The sequence below is a fragment of the Flavobacterium sedimenticola genome, assembly GCF_030053345.1.
Classification (GTDB): Bacteria; Bacteroidota; Bacteroidia; order Flavobacteriales; family Flavobacteriaceae; genus Flavobacterium; species Flavobacterium sedimenticola.
The window spans coordinates 329109-346803 of the sequence record NZ_JASGBP010000002.1; the positions used below are offsets into that span (position 1 = coordinate 329109).

Annotated in this window: 16 protein-coding genes and 1 other RNA gene; 9 read left to right on the top strand and 8 right to left on the bottom strand. The window is 40.4% G+C overall.

The window, feature by feature from the left end; translation table 11 throughout:
* Position 1 precedes the first annotated feature (1 nt).
* The 5 genes from QHT84_RS05785 to truA are packed head-to-tail and all read right to left on the bottom strand — an operon-like array spanning position 2 to position 5389.
* A complete protein-coding gene (locus QHT84_RS05785; RefSeq protein WP_283238607.1) occupies positions 2-244 on the bottom strand; it encodes an acyl carrier protein in 243 nt (80 codons plus the stop codon).
* A gap of 8 nt (positions 245-252) precedes the next feature.
* A complete protein-coding gene (locus QHT84_RS05790) occupies positions 253-1155 on the bottom strand; it encodes a class I SAM-dependent methyltransferase (RefSeq protein ID WP_283238608.1) in 903 nt (300 codons plus the stop codon).
* Complete coding sequence (locus tag QHT84_RS05795) at positions 1155-2876, bottom strand: HAD-IIIC family phosphatase (protein ID WP_283238609.1); 1722 nt, start codon at positions 2874-2876, stop codon at positions 1155-1157. Before QHT84_RS05795 ends, QHT84_RS05790 begins: the two co-directional genes overlap by 1 nt.
* 15 nt (positions 2877-2891) lie before the next feature.
* Positions 2892-4649, bottom strand: coding sequence for an ABC transporter ATP-binding protein (locus tag QHT84_RS05800; protein ID WP_283238610.1), 1758 nt, complete (start codon positions 4647-4649; stop codon positions 2892-2894).
* A 2-nt stretch (positions 4650-4651) separates the two neighbouring features.
* Positions 4652-5389, bottom strand: coding sequence for a tRNA pseudouridine(38-40) synthase TruA (truA, locus tag QHT84_RS05805; RefSeq protein WP_283238611.1), 738 nt, complete (start codon positions 5387-5389; stop codon positions 4652-4654).
* A 135-nt stretch (positions 5390-5524) separates the two neighbouring features.
* Here truA and QHT84_RS05810 point away from each other — a divergent pair, with 135 nt between their 5' ends.
* Positions 5525-6019, top strand: coding sequence for a metallophosphoesterase family protein (locus QHT84_RS05810; RefSeq protein ID WP_283238612.1), 495 nt, complete (start codon positions 5525-5527; stop codon positions 6017-6019).
* 192 nt (positions 6020-6211) lie between these two features.
* Here the strand turns inward: QHT84_RS05810 and QHT84_RS05815 are convergent, their stop codons facing one another.
* Positions 6212-6619, bottom strand: coding sequence for a DUF4293 family protein (locus QHT84_RS05815; protein WP_283238613.1), 408 nt, complete (start codon positions 6617-6619; stop codon positions 6212-6214).
* Between the two features lie 185 nt (positions 6620-6804).
* Here QHT84_RS05815 and rho point away from each other — a divergent pair, with 185 nt between their 5' ends.
* The 4 genes from rho to QHT84_RS05835 all read left to right on the top strand — a co-directional run bounded on the left by rho (position 6805) and on the right by QHT84_RS05835 (position 11919).
* The gene (gene rho / locus QHT84_RS05820) at positions 6805-8487 is read left to right on the top strand and encodes a transcription termination factor Rho (RefSeq protein WP_283238614.1); all 1683 of its coding nucleotides are present in this window, start codon (positions 6805-6807) and stop codon (positions 8485-8487) included.
* Between the two features lie 97 nt (positions 8488-8584).
* Positions 8585-9157: a hypothetical protein gene (locus tag QHT84_RS05825; protein WP_283238615.1), complete on the top strand. Its 573-nt coding sequence runs from the start codon at positions 8585-8587 to the stop codon at positions 9155-9157.
* Between the two features lie 159 nt (positions 9158-9316).
* The gene (dnaK, locus tag QHT84_RS05830) at positions 9317-11203 is read left to right on the top strand and encodes a molecular chaperone DnaK (RefSeq protein ID WP_283238616.1); all 1887 of its coding nucleotides are present in this window, start codon (positions 9317-9319) and stop codon (positions 11201-11203) included.
* A gap of 128 nt (positions 11204-11331) precedes the next feature.
* Positions 11332-11919: a hypothetical protein gene (locus QHT84_RS05835; protein ID WP_283238617.1), complete on the top strand. Its 588-nt coding sequence runs from the start codon at positions 11332-11334 to the stop codon at positions 11917-11919.
* A gap of 50 nt (positions 11920-11969) precedes the next feature.
* Here QHT84_RS05835 and QHT84_RS05840 read toward each other — a convergent pair whose 3' ends face one another.
* Entirely contained in the window at positions 11970-13019 is a 1050-nt protein-coding gene (locus tag QHT84_RS05840; protein WP_283238618.1) for a glutaminyl-peptide cyclotransferase, read from the bottom strand.
* Positions 13020-13104: 85 nt separating this feature from the next.
* Here QHT84_RS05840 and ffs point away from each other — a divergent pair.
* The 4 genes from ffs (at position 13105) to fsa (ending at position 16000) form a co-directional block, all read left to right on the top strand.
* An RNA gene (gene ffs / locus QHT84_RS05845) (signal recognition particle sRNA small type) lies at positions 13105-13203 on the top strand.
* 62 nt (positions 13204-13265) lie between these two features.
* The gene (locus QHT84_RS05850) at positions 13266-14264 is read left to right on the top strand and encodes an enolase C-terminal domain-like protein (RefSeq protein WP_283238619.1); all 999 of its coding nucleotides are present in this window, start codon (positions 13266-13268) and stop codon (positions 14262-14264) included.
* Between the two features lie 53 nt (positions 14265-14317).
* Positions 14318-15121 (top strand): SDR family oxidoreductase, encoded by an 804-nt coding sequence (locus QHT84_RS05855; protein ID WP_283238620.1) that lies wholly within the window; start codon positions 14318-14320, stop codon positions 15119-15121.
* A 222-nt stretch (positions 15122-15343) separates the two neighbouring features.
* Entirely contained in the window at positions 15344-16000 is a 657-nt protein-coding gene (fsa, locus tag QHT84_RS05860; protein WP_283238621.1) for a fructose-6-phosphate aldolase, read from the top strand.
* A gap of 106 nt (positions 16001-16106) precedes the next feature.
* Here fsa and QHT84_RS05865 read toward each other — a convergent pair whose 3' ends face one another.
* Entirely contained in the window at positions 16107-17570 is a 1464-nt protein-coding gene (locus tag QHT84_RS05865; RefSeq protein WP_283238622.1) for a TlpA family protein disulfide reductase, read from the bottom strand.
* Between the last annotated feature and the right edge of the window lie 125 nt (positions 17571-17695).

Genomic DNA, 17695 nt, shown 5'->3' on the forward strand with positions numbered 1-17695 from the left:
TTTAATTTTGATTCAGTTTGTCTTGAATAGAAGTCAACATTTCTCCGATGTTGTTCCAACTCTGAATTTCTTTGGAAGTAAATCGTATTTTAAAGTGTCTTTCGATAGCTACTATAAGTTGAATGTGTGAAAGCGAATCCCATTCGTCGACATCATTTGCGCTAGTCGTTTCCGATAGCACTATGTCTTCATTGTCCAAAACATCGATAAAAATTTCATTTACTTGTGCCAATAGTTCTTTCATGTGGGTTGTTATTTTACTTTTAAAAAAGCGCCGTACAATACGGCTATTTTGTATTTCTCTATTTTTTCGGGTGAAGCCTGTTCCGACGGGAATTCCATTTCCGATTCGATACTGAAACCGGCTTCGGTAATCAAATCTCTAATTTCTTGTACGTTATTAAACAAATACAAATGATCAATTGCCGGAGCATTGGTAGGTGTTGTTAAAAATAATGTACCGCCCGAAGTTAACATTTTTCTCAATTTCTGCAACAATTTCAGCGGTTCTTCTACATGTTCCAATACTTCTCCCATGCAAATAAAGTCAAAGGTATCCGAATCACCGAAATCAAAGATGTCTTTTACTACAAACGCGACCTTGTTGTTGGTGTTGAATTTACGGGCCAAATCAATTGAAGTCTGGCTGATGTCGACCACGGTGAAAGGTGTTTTTTCATCAAAAACAGAAAGGGCTTTATTGAGGTATAAACCATGTCCGGCACCAATTTCCAAGTAGTTTTGGGTATTGTCAACATACTTTGGAAGGTTTTCGTAAAAAAAGCGAAACGAATCATAATGATGTTTCCACAAAAACTGTGATAACAGCAAACCATGCATGTAGTATTCCATTATTTCGGGATTGGCATAGACCCGCTCATTGACTTCGCTGAATGTAGTGCTGCTGTATTTTCCGGTTCTGAAAAAGGCAACGGTCTCCGAATTCATATCGGCAATCATATTTAAGTAACAGGCTACCGCAAAGTCGAGTGTTTTGTTTTCAGAAGCCAGTAACGCCAGATATTTTTTTAAAAAAGGCGTTGTAAAATCGTAATAAGGTTCGTCAAAAAACGCAAAGTTTTTTTTCAGTTTTTTGGCATGAATCGGACTGTCCGTTTCAATTTTCGATAGGATGTATTCTATTTCGGAAGTCATTATTTTTTAGTTATAAAAGTTTTTCCCGGGGTGTACTCAGCAGTATTGAGACTCCATTTTTCGCCATCTTGAGTGAATCCGAGGTTTGGATAATGATGGGCCACCATCTCATTTTTGGCAGTCGGAAGGTATTCCCCTTTTAGAACCATAAATCCTCTGTCAAGACAAAACGCCACCACGGTATTCAAAACAAAATTTTCCATGGTGCGTTTTAAAACGCGGCAACTCATCAACCAAGTGTCAATAAAGGCAGTTTGGTTGTCTTCTTGTTGCAAAATAACGACACCAATCAATCCGTTATCGCCAAATTTATCCTCGAGTGTGAAGGTAAATGTAACATGATTTTCACTGGAAGCCATCTTTTTAATATCGTCTTCGGTATAGCGAACGGTTCGCAAATTGAATTGATTGGAGCGCTGCGATAACTGCGCCACCCGTGGAGTGTTAAACGGAGTAAACGGTTCAACTAACGAGACCATAGACAGACTCGCCAAGAAGTCGTCTTCGTTGGTGAATTTTTGTTGCGTTTGTACACGCTGTGCTTCCACTTGGTACATTTTGGTTCGTTCGGCATCTTCGCCCGAATGGGAAACCGTTTCAAACAAATTCAGTGTGTACAAGTATTCCAAATAATCGGCCGGATCTTCCGGTAATTCCGGAACCGTAACCTCAGGCAAATTCTCTCGTATGATGTTGCGTTCAAACGGATTATCGTCTAAAAAAACCATGCTGTCAAAACCGATATTGAGAATGCTTTGGATATGACGAATGTTATCGGCTTTGTTTTCCCAATTGGCCACGAATACCGAAATGTCTTCCAATCGCAACACCATATCGGGATGTTTTTCAAAAGGCTCTTTGGCGGTCGATTCGTTGTTTTTGCTGCACACACAAACAATAATACCGCGGTTTTTTAATTTTTTAATCCAATACTGAAATTCGGTAAATGCTTTGCCGATACCCAGACTTCCGATTTGAATGTTTTCAATACCGTCATCACCTATAATACCGCCCCAAGTGGTATTGTCTAAATCAAGAATGACGCATTTTTTGAATTTTCCCAGTAAGGATTCTACGATGCTTACAGTTCGCAATGCCACAAAGGGCAAGGCTTCCAAACTCAGCACCATCTCGGTATTCACATAAATGGAACCGGGAAAAAAATTGGTTTTACCCAATTGGTTTTGGATGGTCGACAAATCACACAAATAGAAGTTGGACTGTTGTGTCGCAAAATGCATCAGTTCAAAATTCAGTTTTCGCAATTGAAACAAAAAAGAGGAGGCTACTTGCAAGGCATAATTGCCAAAAACAGCATCGTCAATTTCGGTATAATTGTAATAAATGATTTTACAATGGAGTTGTTCCGATAAGGTCGCGGTCATGGACTCAATTGATGATAATTCATTCGAGGCCAATGAAGATTGTGCTTCGGGCCTAAGCTTATTGTATCGGGACAATAATTTGTGTGACGATTGGAAAAGCACTACAAATTCGGGTTGAAAAGCATACAACTCCGATTGACTATCGTTGATTTGAAGGGCAATCTGATCAAAATCGGCTTCCCAAACTTCAATATCCAAACCTTGGTCGTACCCCCAACCTCTGATGGCTTGTGTGAGTAATTGCGTCGCTGTGTCACCTAAGACAGCCAGTTTAACTTTGGGTAAGGCTGCGAAGTCGTTTTTGAGGTTTTTCTTCAGTTGGGAAAAGCTTTTCATGGCACTAAAATAGTGTTATTCCACTTCTGCTGCAAATTGCGATTCGTATAAATTTTTGTAGTAGCCTTCCGTTTTGGCAATTAACTCCTGATGTGTGCCTTCTTCCACAATCAGCCCTTTATCCATGACGATGATTTTATCGGCTTTCACCACCGTTGCCAATCGGTGGGCAATGATGATGGAAGTGCGTCCTTGCGTAATTCTTTCGGTGGCTTTTTGAATCAATTCTTCGCTGTAGGTGTCAATAGATGACGTGGCTTCGTCTAAAATTAAAACACTCGGATTGCTCATGTAAGCGCGTAAAAAGGCAATGAGTTGTCTTTGACCCGAAGACAGCATTACGCCGCGTTCTTTAACGTCGTAATCGTATCCGCCGGGCAAGCTTTTAATGAATTTATGCACACCGATTTTTTTAGCCGCTTCGATAACTTCTTCACGTGAAATGGCTTCGTTGTTAAGCGTGATATTATTGTGAATGGTATCGGCGAACAAAAATACATCTTGCAGTACTACGGCAATTTGTTGGCGCAGGCTTTCCAATTGAAAATCGTCAATGTTCTGGTCGTCAATATAAATGGTACCCGAGTTGATTTCGTAAAAACGATTGAGCAAGTTGATAATGGTTGATTTCCCGGCGCCGGTAGCCCCAACAATCGCGATGGTCTCTCCGGCTTTGACATTCAAGTCGATTCCTTTGATGACTTCTTCTTTTTCATTGTAGCCAAAATGTACTTTTTCAAAACGAATGTCACCTTTAAAATGGCGGGCCACAATCGTACCGTTTTGCTGCACGTCTTTATCACTGTCTAAGATATCAAAAACGCGGTTGGCCGCAATCATTCCCATTTGCATCTCGTTGAATTTATCAGCAATTTGGCGTAGTGGGTTGAACAACATTCCGATAAACATGGTGTACGAAAATAAGTCGCCGAAAGTGGTAAACTTATCGCCGTCTAAAATATGAAAACCACCGTAAAGCACTACACCGCCTAAGGTTAGTGATGAAATGATATCGGCAATAGGGAAGAAGATGGAGTTGTACAAAATGGTTTTAATCCATGCTTTGTTGTGTTTCTGATTTATGTCTTTGAACTTTTCGTATTCGACATCCTCGCGGTTAAAAAGTTGTACGATTTTCATACCGGTAACCCGTTCCTGTACAAAAGTGTTCATGTTAGCGACCTGATTGCGCACTTCTTCAAAAGCCACTTGCATTTTACGTTGGAAAACGCGCGTCACGTACACCAATATCGGCATGGCGATAATCACAATCCAAGTGAGACGCCAGTTCATGTAAAACATAAAAATCAGCACTACAACCATTTTCATCAAGTCGCTGATAATCATAAACAAACCCTGACTGAAAATGCGGGCAATTTGTTCGATATCCGAAACGGAGCGCGTTACCAATTGTCCTACCGGTGCATGGTCGAAATATTTCATACGGAAACTCAACATGTGTCGGAACAACTTGGTACGAATGTCTTTGATGATATCTTGACCCAACCAGTTGGCCCAATACACAAAATAGAATTGCGAAAACACCTCCAGTAACAAAACAATTCCCATCAATACAATATAAATCAGCAATCCGTGTTTGTCTTCGGGTTTGATGTATTCGTCAACGGTTTGTTTTAACAAATAGGGGCGAAGGGCCGCAAAAACCGATAAGAATACGGCAAAAGCAATCACACCGTAATACCTTTTTTTATAAGGCTTGGTGTATTTCAGGATGCGCTTGAATAAGTTGGTGTCAAATGCTTTCGCTGCCATGGTTATTTTAAGTATTCGTATTCGATTTGGGTTAGGTATAAACCGTGTGCCGGTACCGAAAATCCGGCTTTCCCACGGTCTTTGCTTTCAATTATTTTTTCAAAATCGGCGATATCAATTTTTTCCAGTCCGATATTAATCATGGTGCCCACGATGGCACGAACCATATTGCGTAAAAACCGATCGGCCGAAATGGTAAACACCAGTTGTGTTCCCTTTTGTTGCCAATGCGCCTCAAAAATAACACAATTAAACGTGCGAACATCGGTATGGGTTTTAGAAAAACATTCGAAGTCGGTATGTTTGAATAAGATTTGACACGCTTCGTTCATTTTATCCACATTCAAAGGCAAGGTGTGCCACCAGCTGCCTTCCAGGAGAAAAGCATCTTTGAAGGTGTGGATGTGGTATTCGTAGGTTCTTTTTATAGCGTCAAAACGAGCGTGCGCCTCATCGTGTACTCGGATTAAGTTGTAAATAACAATATCATTGGGCAGAAACGAATTGAGTTTGTATACCATTTTAGGAACATCAATTTCGGTTTCACTATCAAAATGGGCATACATTTTTTTGGCGTGCACGCCGGTGTCGGTGCGGCCGGCACCCACAATATCGATTTCTTTTTTCAACAAAAGCGATAAGGCTTTATTGAGCGTTTCCTGCACCGAAACCGCATCGGGTTGGTATTGCCATCCGTGGTAATGGGTTCCTTTGTACGCTAATTCTATAAAATATCTCAAACTTTTAGGCGTTCCGGTTTTGAGGCGCTAAGGTACAAAGGATTTTAAAATTCATCTTTTAAAGTTTTCATAATTTCGTTACTTATATTTGCAACCTCAGAACCTTAGTGCCTTAGCAACTTAGCCCCTTTTACTTTGAAAAAAATCTTACTCCTTTCCGATACCCACAGTCATATAGACGAATCGATTTTAAAACACGTGCGTTGGGCGGATGAAGTGTGGCATGCCGGTGATATCGGCGATTTGAACGTCACCGATGCCATTAGGGCCTTAAAACCACTGCGAGGCGTTTACGGCAATATTGACGATGATAAAGCGCGCATGGAATTTCCGCTGCACAATCGCTTTAGGTGTGAAGATGTTGATGTATGGATTACCCATATCGGTGGTTATCCCGGAAAATACAACCAAGCCATTCGAACTGAAATTCAAAAAAATCCGCCGAAGCTTTTTATTTGCGGACACTCCCATATTTTGAAAGTACAATTCGATAAGAGTTTGAATTTATTGCACATGAATCCCGGAGCCTGTGGTATTTATGGGTTTCATCAAGTACGAACGATGTTACGATTCGAGATATATGGTGATAAAATTCAGAATTTGGAGATTGTTGAATTGGGGAAAAAGTAAAGTTAGCCCGCGTTAGCGATTGCAGCGGCAGCCCGCAGTTTTGTTTGGAAAACAAAACGAGGACTACAGCGGAAAGCGCGGCGCAAAGCGCAACGCCCAACAGAAAGCCAACCGAATGGAGCACAGCTGAAAATAAAAAACCCAAACTTTCGTTCGGGTTTTTTGCAGCACTAAAAAACTAAGTTTACAGGTTTATCGCAATCGATCCACAGATTTTACGAGATCTTCATCCTTTTTGATGGCTTTGTTGGCCAAAACCAAAAGTACGATAGAAAAAATAGGTAAGAACATCCCAACACCTTTCTCAGAAACCGCGGTTTCTCCAGATGTGCTTAGTGTTCGATACACCAATAATCCTAATAAAATTAAATTTGATATGATATTCAATCTGCCCATGACAAATTGTTGTTGTCTTTTGCTGTGTGAAAGGATGCTCAGCAGCGATAGTGTGGTACTTAACCCAAATAAGGCAATGTACACGATATCCATCATAAAATAAAATGGTTTTCCGGCGGCGTCATGCCACAACGGAAATACAAAAGGGAGTAAACCTGTAGCGATTAAGCTACCAATTAAATAATAGGTTTGCGGTCTGAACATGCTTCTCTAAAATGTTGCACAAAAATATAGTTTCTTTTTAAAAAATACTATTGCACGATAAAATATTATTTGTATTATTGCATGACAAATCCGCAAGTACTTCATTTTCGGATGTTTCTATACCAAAATTTTTCTACCCACATTTTGTATTTTACTACAGTTTTAATATAATCAAAACCATATTGATGTTTGATATTTCAGCCCTAAAGGAAATGAAGCTTTCTGAGCTTCAGGAAATTGCTAAGTTAGCAAAGACCATTAAAGTTGCCGGTGCTAAAAAAGAGGTGCTTATTGCTCAAATTTTAGAGCATCAGGCGAAGGCCTCGGTTCAAGATAACGATAGTCCTGCCGACCAAGTTAAAGAACCCAAAGCAAAACGAGCCAGGATTCAGTCGGAAAAGAAATCCACCAGCGAAAACGCCACCGGAGATTTATTCTCAGAAGTTAAACCACAAGAAGCGCCAAGCGAGGCCAACCCCAATAAAAAGGAAAAATTCAAAAAACCTTTTGACAAAAAATCCAGAAATACCGGCGGCAACGAAGCCAAGCCAGCTACCCCCGAGCCGATCGCACAAGAAACCACAGAATCTACCATTCCTTCCGAAATTAGTGCCACAGCAGAATCTGATGCTGTTCAGAATCCAACTACCGAATCGGAAAAAGAACACAAACACAAGCAGCCCAACGGGAATCAAAACCCCAATTTCAATAAAAACAAAAAGAATCCTAATTTCCGCGATTCCGATTACGAATTTGACGGGATTATTGAAAGCGAAGGCGTACTCGAGATGATGCCCGACGGTTACGGGTTTTTGCGTTCGTCCGACTATAATTATTTGGCTTCGCCGGATGATATTTATTTGTCGACTTCCCAAATTCGTTTGTTCGGATTGAAAACCGGAGATACCGTTAAAGGTGTTGTGCGTCCTCCCAAAGAAGGGGAGAAGTTTTTCCCGTTAGTTAAAGTATTAAAGATTAACGGTCACGATCCGCAAGTGGTGCGCGACCGAATTGCTTTTGAGCATTTAACACCGCTTTTCCCGGAAGAGAAATTCAAATTAGCTGAAAGACAATCGACCATATCGACCCGAATTATCGATTTGTTTTCGCCTATCGGAAAAGGACAGCGCGGGATGATTGTGGCCCAACCTAAAACCGGTAAGACGATGTTGTTGAAAGACATTGCTAATACCATTGCGGCCAACCACCCCGAGGTGTATTTAATAGTGTTACTTATAGACGAAAGACCGGAAGAGGTAACCGATATGCAACGCAGTGTTCGTGGTGAAGTCATCGCGTCTACTTTTGACGAACCGGCCGATCGCCATGTGAAAGTGGCCAATATCGTATTGGAAAAAGCCAAGCGTTTGGTTGAATGCGGTCACGATGTGGTAATTTTATTAGATTCGATTACGCGTTTGGCCAGAGCCTATAATACGGTACAACCGGCCTCGGGTAAAGTATTGTCGGGTGGGGTGGATGCCAATGCGTTGCAAAAGCCGAAACGCTTTTTTGGTGCGGCACGTAATATTGAAAACGGAGGTTCGTTGAGTATTATAGCCACAGCCTTAACTGAAACCGGTTCTAAAATGGACGAGGTAATCTTTGAAGAATTTAAAGGTACCGGTAACATGGAATTACAATTGGATCGAAAAATTGCCAACAAACGTATTTTCCCGGCTATCGACTTAACGTCTTCCAGCACGCGTCGTGACGATTTATTGTTGGATGATAAAACCATTCAGCGTATGTGGATTATGCGGAAGTATTTGGCCGATATGAATCCGGTGGAAGCCATGGACTTCATTAACGATCGCTTTAAGAAAACCCGCAATAATGAAGAGTTTCTCATTTCGATGAATGACTAAGATATAAAATCCCAACCGTTAGGTTGGGATTTTTTTTGGCACACGCTTTGTAAAGTTGTCTTAAGATTAGCTTAAGAACCTTTAATTCTCAATTTTTATGAAAAATACGCGAATCCTTCGTTTTTTGTCTTTGTTTGGTTTTTTATTATTGATGGCTCCGTTTTATGATTCTTGTGACGGAAAAGGTCTTTTTCCCCGATCCAGGCAAGCTGTTAATATTGACGGAACTCCGATTGAAAGTTCTTTCCCTGAAAAAATATATGACGTAGTTGTAGATGAAGACTCCTTTAATGCCGTCGAGATTGCTTACATGGCAATAATGGGATTTCAAGAATTAACTTTTAAGGAATTCAAAAACGAATTGTCAAGCTCTTTTCAAAAGGACGATTGGTATAATAATTTGAGTTTCTTTGTATCGATAATTTTTGATTTTATAGTTATCATCTCACTCCTGTTGGTTGTCTTTTCTTTTACAGCCAAAAGCCATCTTTTTGCTAAATTAGCTTTAACCAACACGGTTCTTGTACTGCTTACATTTTTATACGTGATTTTTCTGGAGAGTTCTTTCGAACATTGGCGCCAAATCAAATGGGGTTATTATGCCTTTATCTTGGTAAACGGTTTGCTTTTTTACTATTCAAAGGTTCAACGATCAAGCTCCAAACCATAAAAAAATGTCATCTTGTCAGCCTGATTTTCTTCAAAACTGACAATTTAAGGCGAATTTCTCCTTGGCATAATCCTTGTCATTTTCGAAACCGTACAACACAAAGTACTGTTTACTCGTAGAGGAACAATCAAAAACAACAATTAAAAGGAGAACATAAAAATGGGAAAAATTATTGGTATCGACTTAGGTACAACCAACTCTTGTGTAGCTGTTATGGAAGGTGGCGAACCGGTAGTAATTGCTAACGCAGAAGGAAAAAGAACAACACCGTCTGTTATCGCATTCGTAGAGGGCGGTGAAATTAAAGTGGGTGATCCGGCCAAAAGACAAGCTGTGACTAACCCAACCAAAACCATAGCGTCTATCAAACGCTTTATGGGGAACAAATATTCGGAAAGCGCTAAAGAAGCTTCAACCGTAGCTTACAAAGTAGTGAAAGGTGACAATGATACGCCACGTGTAGATATCGACGGACGATTATACACCCCGCAAGAATTGTCGGCCATGACACTTCAAAAAATGAAAAAAACAGCTGAAGATTATTTAGGTCAACCCGTAACCGAAGCGGTGATTACCGTACCGGCCTATTTTAATGACGCGCAACGTCAGGCTACTAAAGAAGCCGGAGAAATTGCAGGTCTTAAAGTAATGCGTATCATCAACGAGCCAACGGCCGCGGCTTTAGCCTACGGATTGGACAAATCGGCACACGATAAAAAAATTGCCGTGTACGACTTAGGAGGTGGTACTTTCGATATCTCGGTATTGGAATTGGGTGACGGCGTTTTCGAAGTATTGTCTACCAACGGTGACACACACTTAGGCGGTGACGACTTTGACCAAGTGATTATCGACTGGATGGCTAACGAATTCAACAGCGAAGAAGGCGTAGATTTGCGTAAAGATGCTATGGCCTTGCAACGTTTGAAAGAAGCCGCTGAGAAAGCTAAAATTGAGTTGTCTTCTTCGACACAAACCGAAATCAACTTACCGTATGTTACAGCAACCGCTTCAGGTCCGAAGCACTTGGTAAAAACCTTAACTCGTGCGAAGTTTGAACAATTGGCAGAAAGCTTGGTAAAACGTTCTATGGAACCGGTTGCCAAAGCGTTGAAAGATGCCGGTTTATCGACTTCCGATATCGACGAAGTAATCTTGGTAGGTGGTTCTACCCGAATCCCGGTTATCCAGGAACAAGTGGAAAAATTCTTTGGTAAAAAACCGTCAAAAGGAGTAAACCCGGATGAAGTAGTAGCCATTGGTGCTGCGATTCAAGGAGGTGTTTTAACCGGAGACGTAAAAGATGTGTTGTTGCTCGACGTAACACCATTATCATTAGGTATCGAAACTATGGGTAATGTGATGACGAAGTTAATCGAGGCTAATACCACGATTCCGACTAAAAAATCACAAGTATTCTCAACAGCGGCTGATAACCAGCCAAGTGTGGAAATTCACGTGATTCAAGGAGAAAGAACCATGGCGGCCGACAATAAAACCATTGGCCGTTTCCACTTAGACGGTATTCCACCGGCCCCGAGAGGTGTGCCTCAAATTGAAGTAACGTTTGATATTGATGCGAACGGTATTATCAAAGTGTCGGCTACCGATAAAGGCACCGGAAAATCACATGATATTCGTATCGAAGCGTCTTCAGGATTGACTCCGGAAGAAATCGAAAGAATGAAAAAAGATGCTGAAATGAATGCCGAAAACGACCGATTGGCTAAAGAAAAAGCCGATAAGTTGAACGAAGCGGACAGCATGATTTTCCAAACCGAAAAGCAATTAGGTGAGTTTGGCGATAAATTATCGGAAGGAAATAAATCGAACATTCAAGCCGCTTTGGAAGCGTTGAAAAAAGCGTTCGAAACCAAAGATGTCGCGACCATTCAACCGGCTTTAGACCAAATCAACGAAGCGTGGAAAAATGCTTCCGAAGAAATGTACAAAGCACAAAGCGAAGGTCAAACCCATGAAGCGCAACCGCAAGCGGATGCTTCGGGTGACCAAACACAAGATGTTGACTTTGAAGAAGTAAAATAAGACTTGTAATTATAATTTGATTTTTTAGGTTAATAAGAAACCGTCTCTAACGAGACGGTTTTTTTATTTAACATACGTCGATACAATTATTTTGTATATTGGGTTCCTATTTAAACCACTCTAAAATCATGAAAAAAATTGCTTTGTTTGTCTTAGTGGCTTTATTGAGTATGCCCTCGTACGCCCAAAAAAAGAAATCTTCTGCTTCGAAAGCAACAACCTCTGCTTCGGCTTCCGGTTTGGCCAAAATCGATAATTTAATTGCCGAAGTGAAGAAAGGAAACTTTCAACTAACCATTACCGAAAATGGCAAAGAAAAGGATGCCATGATTGTAAAGGCAGCCGATGCGAATTTTAAGCCTACCAATTGTAAATTATCTTCATTTACTGCCGGTGGCACCAAATTGTACTTACTTACGTGGACCGAAACAGCCCAAATTAAAACGGCCAAGAAAACAGAAGACATCACCACTATCTATTCGGTGATTTATGAGATAGGCAGTAAAAAACAAGTATTCTCCAATTCGCAAATGACTAATCACATTACCGAGGTTGTTTCTTTAGGCGGTACCGCTGCGACTGAAACCCAGGAAAAAATCAGAAGAGACGGTTTTGAGTTTATTCTCAATCCCGATGGTTCAGTTACCCAAAAAAGTAAAACCCAGCAAAACAAATGGGTGTATGATGCCACTAAGATTGAGTTTGTAAAGAAATAAAAAAAACGCCCATCACTGATGGGCGTTTTTTTATTAAGGTATTTGAAATTTTAGTCTTGAACTTTAATCTCAAAGGTTTTATTCCAATTTTTACCCGTCACAAACAGGGTATTGGTCTTTTTGTTGTAGGCAATCCCGTTGAGTACTTCTGCTTCTTTGTTGGTGACTTTAGCACGCAGCGCCGTTAAGTCGACCACCGCTTCCACAGCACCGGTTTTCGGGTCAATAACTGCAATGGCGTCTTTTTGCCAAATATTACCGTAGATTTTTCCGTTTACCCATTCTAACTCGTTAACCGATTTAATTTTGCTGTCATTGGTATATACGTTGATAAAGTCAACTAGTTTTTGAGTTTCAGGATCCATGGTCCAAATTTTTTCAGTACCGTCGGAATGGTAAATCATTTTACCGTCGTTGGTCATGCCCCAACCTTCAACTTTTTTATCGTAGGTAAAGCTTTTTATTTTCTTCAATGTATTGGCATCATAAATAAAACCTTCCCCGTTTTCCCAAGTCAGTTGGTAAATCTTGTTGTTGATAACCGTGATACCTTCCCCGAAATATTGCGCATCGAGACTCACTTTTTGGTATGTTTTTCCGGTTTTGTAATCCACTTTAGCCACATAGGATTTCCCTTTGAGACCGGTACTTTCGATTAGGGTGTCTCTGTAAAATTCATAGCCTTCAATAAAAGCGTTCACATCGTGATCGTAGGTATTGACAATAGTATATTTTAAAAGTTTTGGGATGATGGCTGCCGCTACTTCCACTCGGGTTTGGGTAGAAACGGTATCGCCTTCAAAATACACCAAGGCTTTGATATTTTGGTAGCCCAACTTTTTACCGTTCAGGTCCAACGTAAATTTGGCATTTCCTTGTACCGATGCCAATCGTTGTTCATTGGCAAAATAAACAATACTGTCGATGGTTTTGTTTTTGGGATTTAAAAGGGAGAAATCTATTTTTTCGGAGGCTTGGTACATCGGTTTTAAATTGTTTTCATCGAAGCCGAAGTAGCCTTTTTTGTCTTTCGGACTGTCACCGCAACCTACTATGTTAAGGGCTAAAAATGTGGTAATTAACAGGTTATAAACTTTCATTTTTTACAATTAAATTTTCTCACACAAATATATTTATAATGGTCTTAAATTATTGCAAAAAAATAAAAAGATTGTATATTTGCAGCGGCAAGTCCTACACGACCAGCTCCTGCAAAATCCTCCAGGATGGGAACATAGCAAAGGTATGCGGTTGTAGCGGTGCGATGTAGGTCGCTTGCCGTTTTTTTATAAAAAGAATCCCGTTTGGTTTTTACAGCAAAGCGGGATTTTTTTATTTTTACACCTATGATTCTACACCGGCAAATAGTACGTTTTCAACTCAAAGAAATCTTTGCCATTGCCTATGGGAATTACACGTTTCGGGAAGCCTTAATTGTGACCTTGGAAAGTCATGGGGAGAAAGGCTACGGCGAATGCACGGCGATTGATTACTACCACATCAATTTGAATGATTTTCAGCTTCTATTGGAGCAGGTAAAAAGTCAGATTGAAGCCCATGCTATAATTCATCCAACTGATTTTTATCGTTTTTTGTTGTCGCTGGAATTGCCTTCGTTTTTGCGTTCGGCTTTGGATTGTGCGTATTGGGATTTGTTTGGGAAGTTGGAAAGAAAAAGTTTTTTAGCGCTCAATAATATCTCGTACAAACAGCTTCCGGAATCTTCCATTACCATCAGTGTTGATGCTGTGGAAAATCAGTTGCAAAAAATAGCCGAGTCGAAGTGGAATCATTTTAAGGTCAAGTGCAATCATTTTAACGAAAGCGATATCAGGAAGCTACTGCAATCGGGTAAAAATATTGCGTTGGATTCTAACGGAAGTTTTACTGCAGCCGATTGCCATTGGTTCGAAGCGAATGCGGTGGTTTCCCAATTTACCTATTTGGAACAGCCTATGAAGAAAGGCGTTGAGCAATATTCGGTTTTGCATTCCGATACGTTTGCCAACTGGATGGCCGATGAAGATTGTCAGGATTGTTCCGATTTGGAAAGATTAAAGCCGCATTATAAAAGCATCAATGTCAAACTGGTAAAATGCGGCGGTTTGACACCGGCTTTGGAGCTGATAACCGAAGCCCGAAATCTCGGCTACAGGATAATGATTGGCTGTATGACCGAATCTACGGTGGGTATTTCGGCGGGCGCTGTGTTAGCGCCGTTGTGTGATTATGCCGATTTAGACGGGGCGAATTTAATCGCCAACGATATTGCCAAAGGGAGTTATATTGTTAATGGTAAAATTCAACTAAGCGAAAATCACGGATTAGGAATCAAATTAATCTGATTATCTTTAGCGGTTTTATATCTAATATTTGAAATTTCATAGCTAAATATTTAATGAGCAAAGTAGTTTTAATTACTGGAGGTTCTTCGGGTATCGGGAAGGCGATAGGTGCGTTTTTGCATCACAAAGGCTTTACGGTTTATGGGACCAGTCGGAATCCCGAAAAAATAACCGATTCCTTATTTCCGTTGATCCCGTTGGATGTACGACATCCCGAAAGCATCCAAAGTGCTGTTGCGCATGTGATTCAAAATGCCAAACGCATTGATGTGGTCATCAACAATGCCGGCGTAGGGATTACCGGACCGATAGAAGAAATTCCGACCACTGAGATAAAAAATAATTTTGAAACCAATTTTTTCGGTCCTATTGAAGTGATGAAAGCGGTGTTGCCGCAACTGCGCGCGCAACAATCGGGGTTGATTATCAATATCACTTCGATAGCCGGGTATATGGGATTGCCGTATCGCGGCGTGTATTCGGCTTCGAAAGGCGCTTTGGAAATTATTACCGAAGCGGTGAGTATGGAAGTGAAATCGTTTGGCGTAAATGTGGTTACAGTAGCGCCGGGTGATTTTGCCACCAATATTGCCTCGGGAAGATACCACGCTCCGGTAATTCCGGGTTCGGCTTATGAAATGCCGTACGGCAACACTTTACTGCAAATGAATGAACACGTGGATGGTGGTAGTAATCCGGATGAAATGGCTGAGGCTATTTATCGTATTATTACCGACAAACAGCCGAAGTTGCATTATAAAGTGGGCGCTTTTATGCAAAAGTTCTCTATTGTTTTGAAGCGCATTTTACCCGACAGAGTGTATGAGCAGATGTTGATGAAGCACTATAAATTGTAGGAGGTTAAGGCGCTTAGGCACTAAGGTTCTGAGATGCTGATAAAAAAACAGAGAACCATGGTGCCTTAGTATTTCAGAACCTAAAAAAATGTGTACTTTTGCAGCGGTTTGCGTTAAGGATGGAAGCAAGTGCCGCGCACTGCGAACAGCCTGACCCCGTGATAACGGGGGAACGCCCAAATAGATAAATTAGAAACACAACTACTTTTAAATATAAACTGTATGAAATTTTTTATTGACACGGCCAATTTAAACGAAATCAGAGAAGCGCAATCGTTAGGCGTTTTGGATGGCGTTACGACCAATCCTTCGTTGATGGCCAAAGAGGGCATTACCGGGAAAAACAATATTTTGAAGCATTACGTTGACATTTGCCACATTGTAGATGGCGATGTGAGTGCCGAAGTGATTGCTACCGATTATGAAGGTATGATTAAAGAAGGCGAGGAGTTGGCGGAATTGCACGAGCAAATTGTGGTTAAAATCCCGATGACCAAAGACGGTGTAAGAGCCTGCAAATACTTCTCGGACAAAGGCATCAGAACCAATGTGACTTTGGTGTTTTCACCGGGTCAGGCCATTTTGGCGGCTAAAGCCGGTGCGACCTATGTATCCCCTTTCTTAGGACGTTTGGATGATATTTCGACTGATGGATTGAATTTGATTCAGGAAATCAGAGACATTTATGACAATTACGGGTATGAAACTCAAATTTTAGCGGCTTCCATTCGTCATACGATGCATGTGGTAAACTGTGCTAAAATCGGCGCTGATGTGATGACCGGTCCGTTATCGTCTATTTTAGGATTGTTGAAACATCCGTTAACGGATATCGGTTTGGCTCAGTTTTTAGCTGATTACGCCAAAGGAAATCAGTAATATACAGGGTTTCTGTTAGCCGCTGAACCCATTATAATAAAAAAACGTCTCGATTTTTCGAGACGTTTTTTTTATCTGAATATCTGAACATCTGAGTATCCATCAACTACAACTCTTCTTCAAAATTGAGTTCAAAGATGTTGGTAAAGGCATTTTTTATGGCTCCGCTGTCGCCTAAGATGATGGTGCGATGGATTTTGATAATCACCCATTTGGCGCGTAAATCTTCAAAATCGGAACAACGCAATTCGATGATTCCGTTAAAATTGTACTTCTGTAGTAAACTTTTCCATTCTTGTTGGGTATCATTGATGTTGATGCCGACAAATTGGTATTCGGGATGTGCTTTTTTGAAAGCCAGTATTTTTTTATGAACGGCTTCGAGATGCGAAACCGCATTGGCGGTCCAAAAGAACAGTACTGTTTTTTTGTTGGTGAAAGTAGTCGAACTCACTTTCTTGTCATTGCGGTCCAAGAAAATCACTTCGGGTAGTTTATTTCCAACTTTAAGCTGTTGGATGGCATTTCCGATTTTAGTGATTTCGTTCTTCTGACTTTTATCGGTAGAGAATTTGTGGTAAGCCGCCAAAAAGGTTTGGTTGTTCACCATGTTTTGGTCTTCTAACAAATAGGTAAAAGCAATATTGTTGAGTACGGTATTTTTGATTTTTTCGTTTTTGAACAGCGTGTCGGCTATGTTCATTTTGTTGATGTTGGTTTTGAGAGCCAAATCGACTTCGGAAAAGTGATTGTGGTAATTGATAGCACCCATATTGTTGAGCATCTGCGACAAGTACATCACAAAAGGCGCATAATTGGAAAGCGCTACATTGTTGCAGTCGATGTTCTTGCGGTAGTCGTAAAAGTTAGCCGGAATCATTTCGTACACATCATTTCCGGTTCTGATTTTGTGCACCATAGGGTATAATTCTTTACGAGAGTAGTAAGGAAAATCGAGTGCGGCTTTGGCGTATAAATCAAAATCGTCGCTCCATTTGATTTCTTCTTTTTTCTTGTTGTAGAAAGCAGTAGCGAGTTGATACGAAGAATCGATGGTTTTCGTAAATTTTTGGATGTCGTATTCAAAGGCGTTGAAAATGACATTTTTATCTTTTTCGTTTTTGAGAAATTGCTCGATTAAGAAATTATTTTTTTGATCACCACGCCCACAAAATACAACTGAATTATCAAAATCCCGGGTGTTTACCCGAACCATTAAGCTGTCGTTTTTATCGTAGTAAACGTATTGGTATTCCGGTTCGTGTTTAAAAGAGTACAATCCCGGTGCTAAGGAGTCAAATTGCACAAAAAAACGATTGTTTTTGTCTAACTTGATTGAATCGATTACTTCGTCGTCTTTGCAAAATAAAACGTATGGACTGTTGGGATTTACAATCTCACCACCAAAGTACGCCACATAATCATTCGCTTTAAACTCGTTTTTACAAGAGCTTAACAGGGCAACTATCGGAAGGATAAAACCAAAAAATTGTAAACTTTTGAGTGTAGGCATGACTTCAAAACTAGCCAACAAAAATAGCTTGATACTTTGTATTTTACTGTTAATCATTAGTTAAATGTAAATGGCTGTAAAAATGTGATTTTCCGAACAATTCTACAAATTTATTGTCTTAATAATGATTCTAAATATGTGCATTATTTTCACTACTTTTGCACCAAATTTTTATAAACTAT

Bases quoted from the DNA above. Each gene is read 5' to 3' on its own strand.
- QHT84_RS05850 (WP_283238619.1), top strand. From the start codon at position 13,266: ATGATTCTACACCGGCAAATAGTACGTTTTCAACTCAAAGAAATCTTT.
- QHT84_RS05785 (WP_283238607.1), bottom strand. From the start codon at position 244: ATGAAAGAACTATTGGCACAAGTAAATGAAATTTTTATCGATGTTTTG.
- QHT84_RS05840 (WP_283238618.1), bottom strand. From the start codon at position 13,019: ATGAAAGTTTATAACCTGTTAATTACCACATTTTTAGCCCTTAACATA.
- fsa (WP_283238621.1), top strand. From the start codon at position 15,344: ATGAAATTTTTTATTGACACGGCCAATTTAAACGAAATCAGAGAAGCG.
- QHT84_RS05855 (WP_283238620.1), top strand. From the start codon at position 14,318: ATGAGCAAAGTAGTTTTAATTACTGGAGGTTCTTCGGGTATCGGGAAG.
- QHT84_RS05790 (WP_283238608.1), bottom strand. From the start codon at position 1,155: ATGACTTCCGAAATAGAATACATCCTATCGAAAATTGAAACGGACAGT.
- QHT84_RS05815 (WP_283238613.1), bottom strand. From the start codon at position 6,619: ATGTTCAGACCGCAAACCTATTATTTAATTGGTAGCTTAATCGCTACA.
- QHT84_RS05800 (WP_283238610.1), bottom strand. From the start codon at position 4,649: ATGGCAGCGAAAGCATTTGACACCAACTTATTCAAGCGCATCCTGAAA.
- QHT84_RS05825 (WP_283238615.1), top strand. From the start codon at position 8,585: ATGAAAAATACGCGAATCCTTCGTTTTTTGTCTTTGTTTGGTTTTTTA.
- QHT84_RS05795 (WP_283238609.1), bottom strand. From the start codon at position 2,876: ATGAAAAGCTTTTCCCAACTGAAGAAAAACCTCAAAAACGACTTCGCA.
- dnaK (WP_283238616.1), top strand. From the start codon at position 9,317: ATGGGAAAAATTATTGGTATCGACTTAGGTACAACCAACTCTTGTGTA.
- QHT84_RS05835 (WP_283238617.1), top strand. From the start codon at position 11,332: ATGAAAAAAATTGCTTTGTTTGTCTTAGTGGCTTTATTGAGTATGCCC.
- rho (WP_283238614.1), top strand. From the start codon at position 6,805: ATGTTTGATATTTCAGCCCTAAAGGAAATGAAGCTTTCTGAGCTTCAG.
- QHT84_RS05865 (WP_283238622.1), bottom strand. From the start codon at position 17,570: ATGATTAACAGTAAAATACAAAGTATCAAGCTATTTTTGTTGGCTAGT.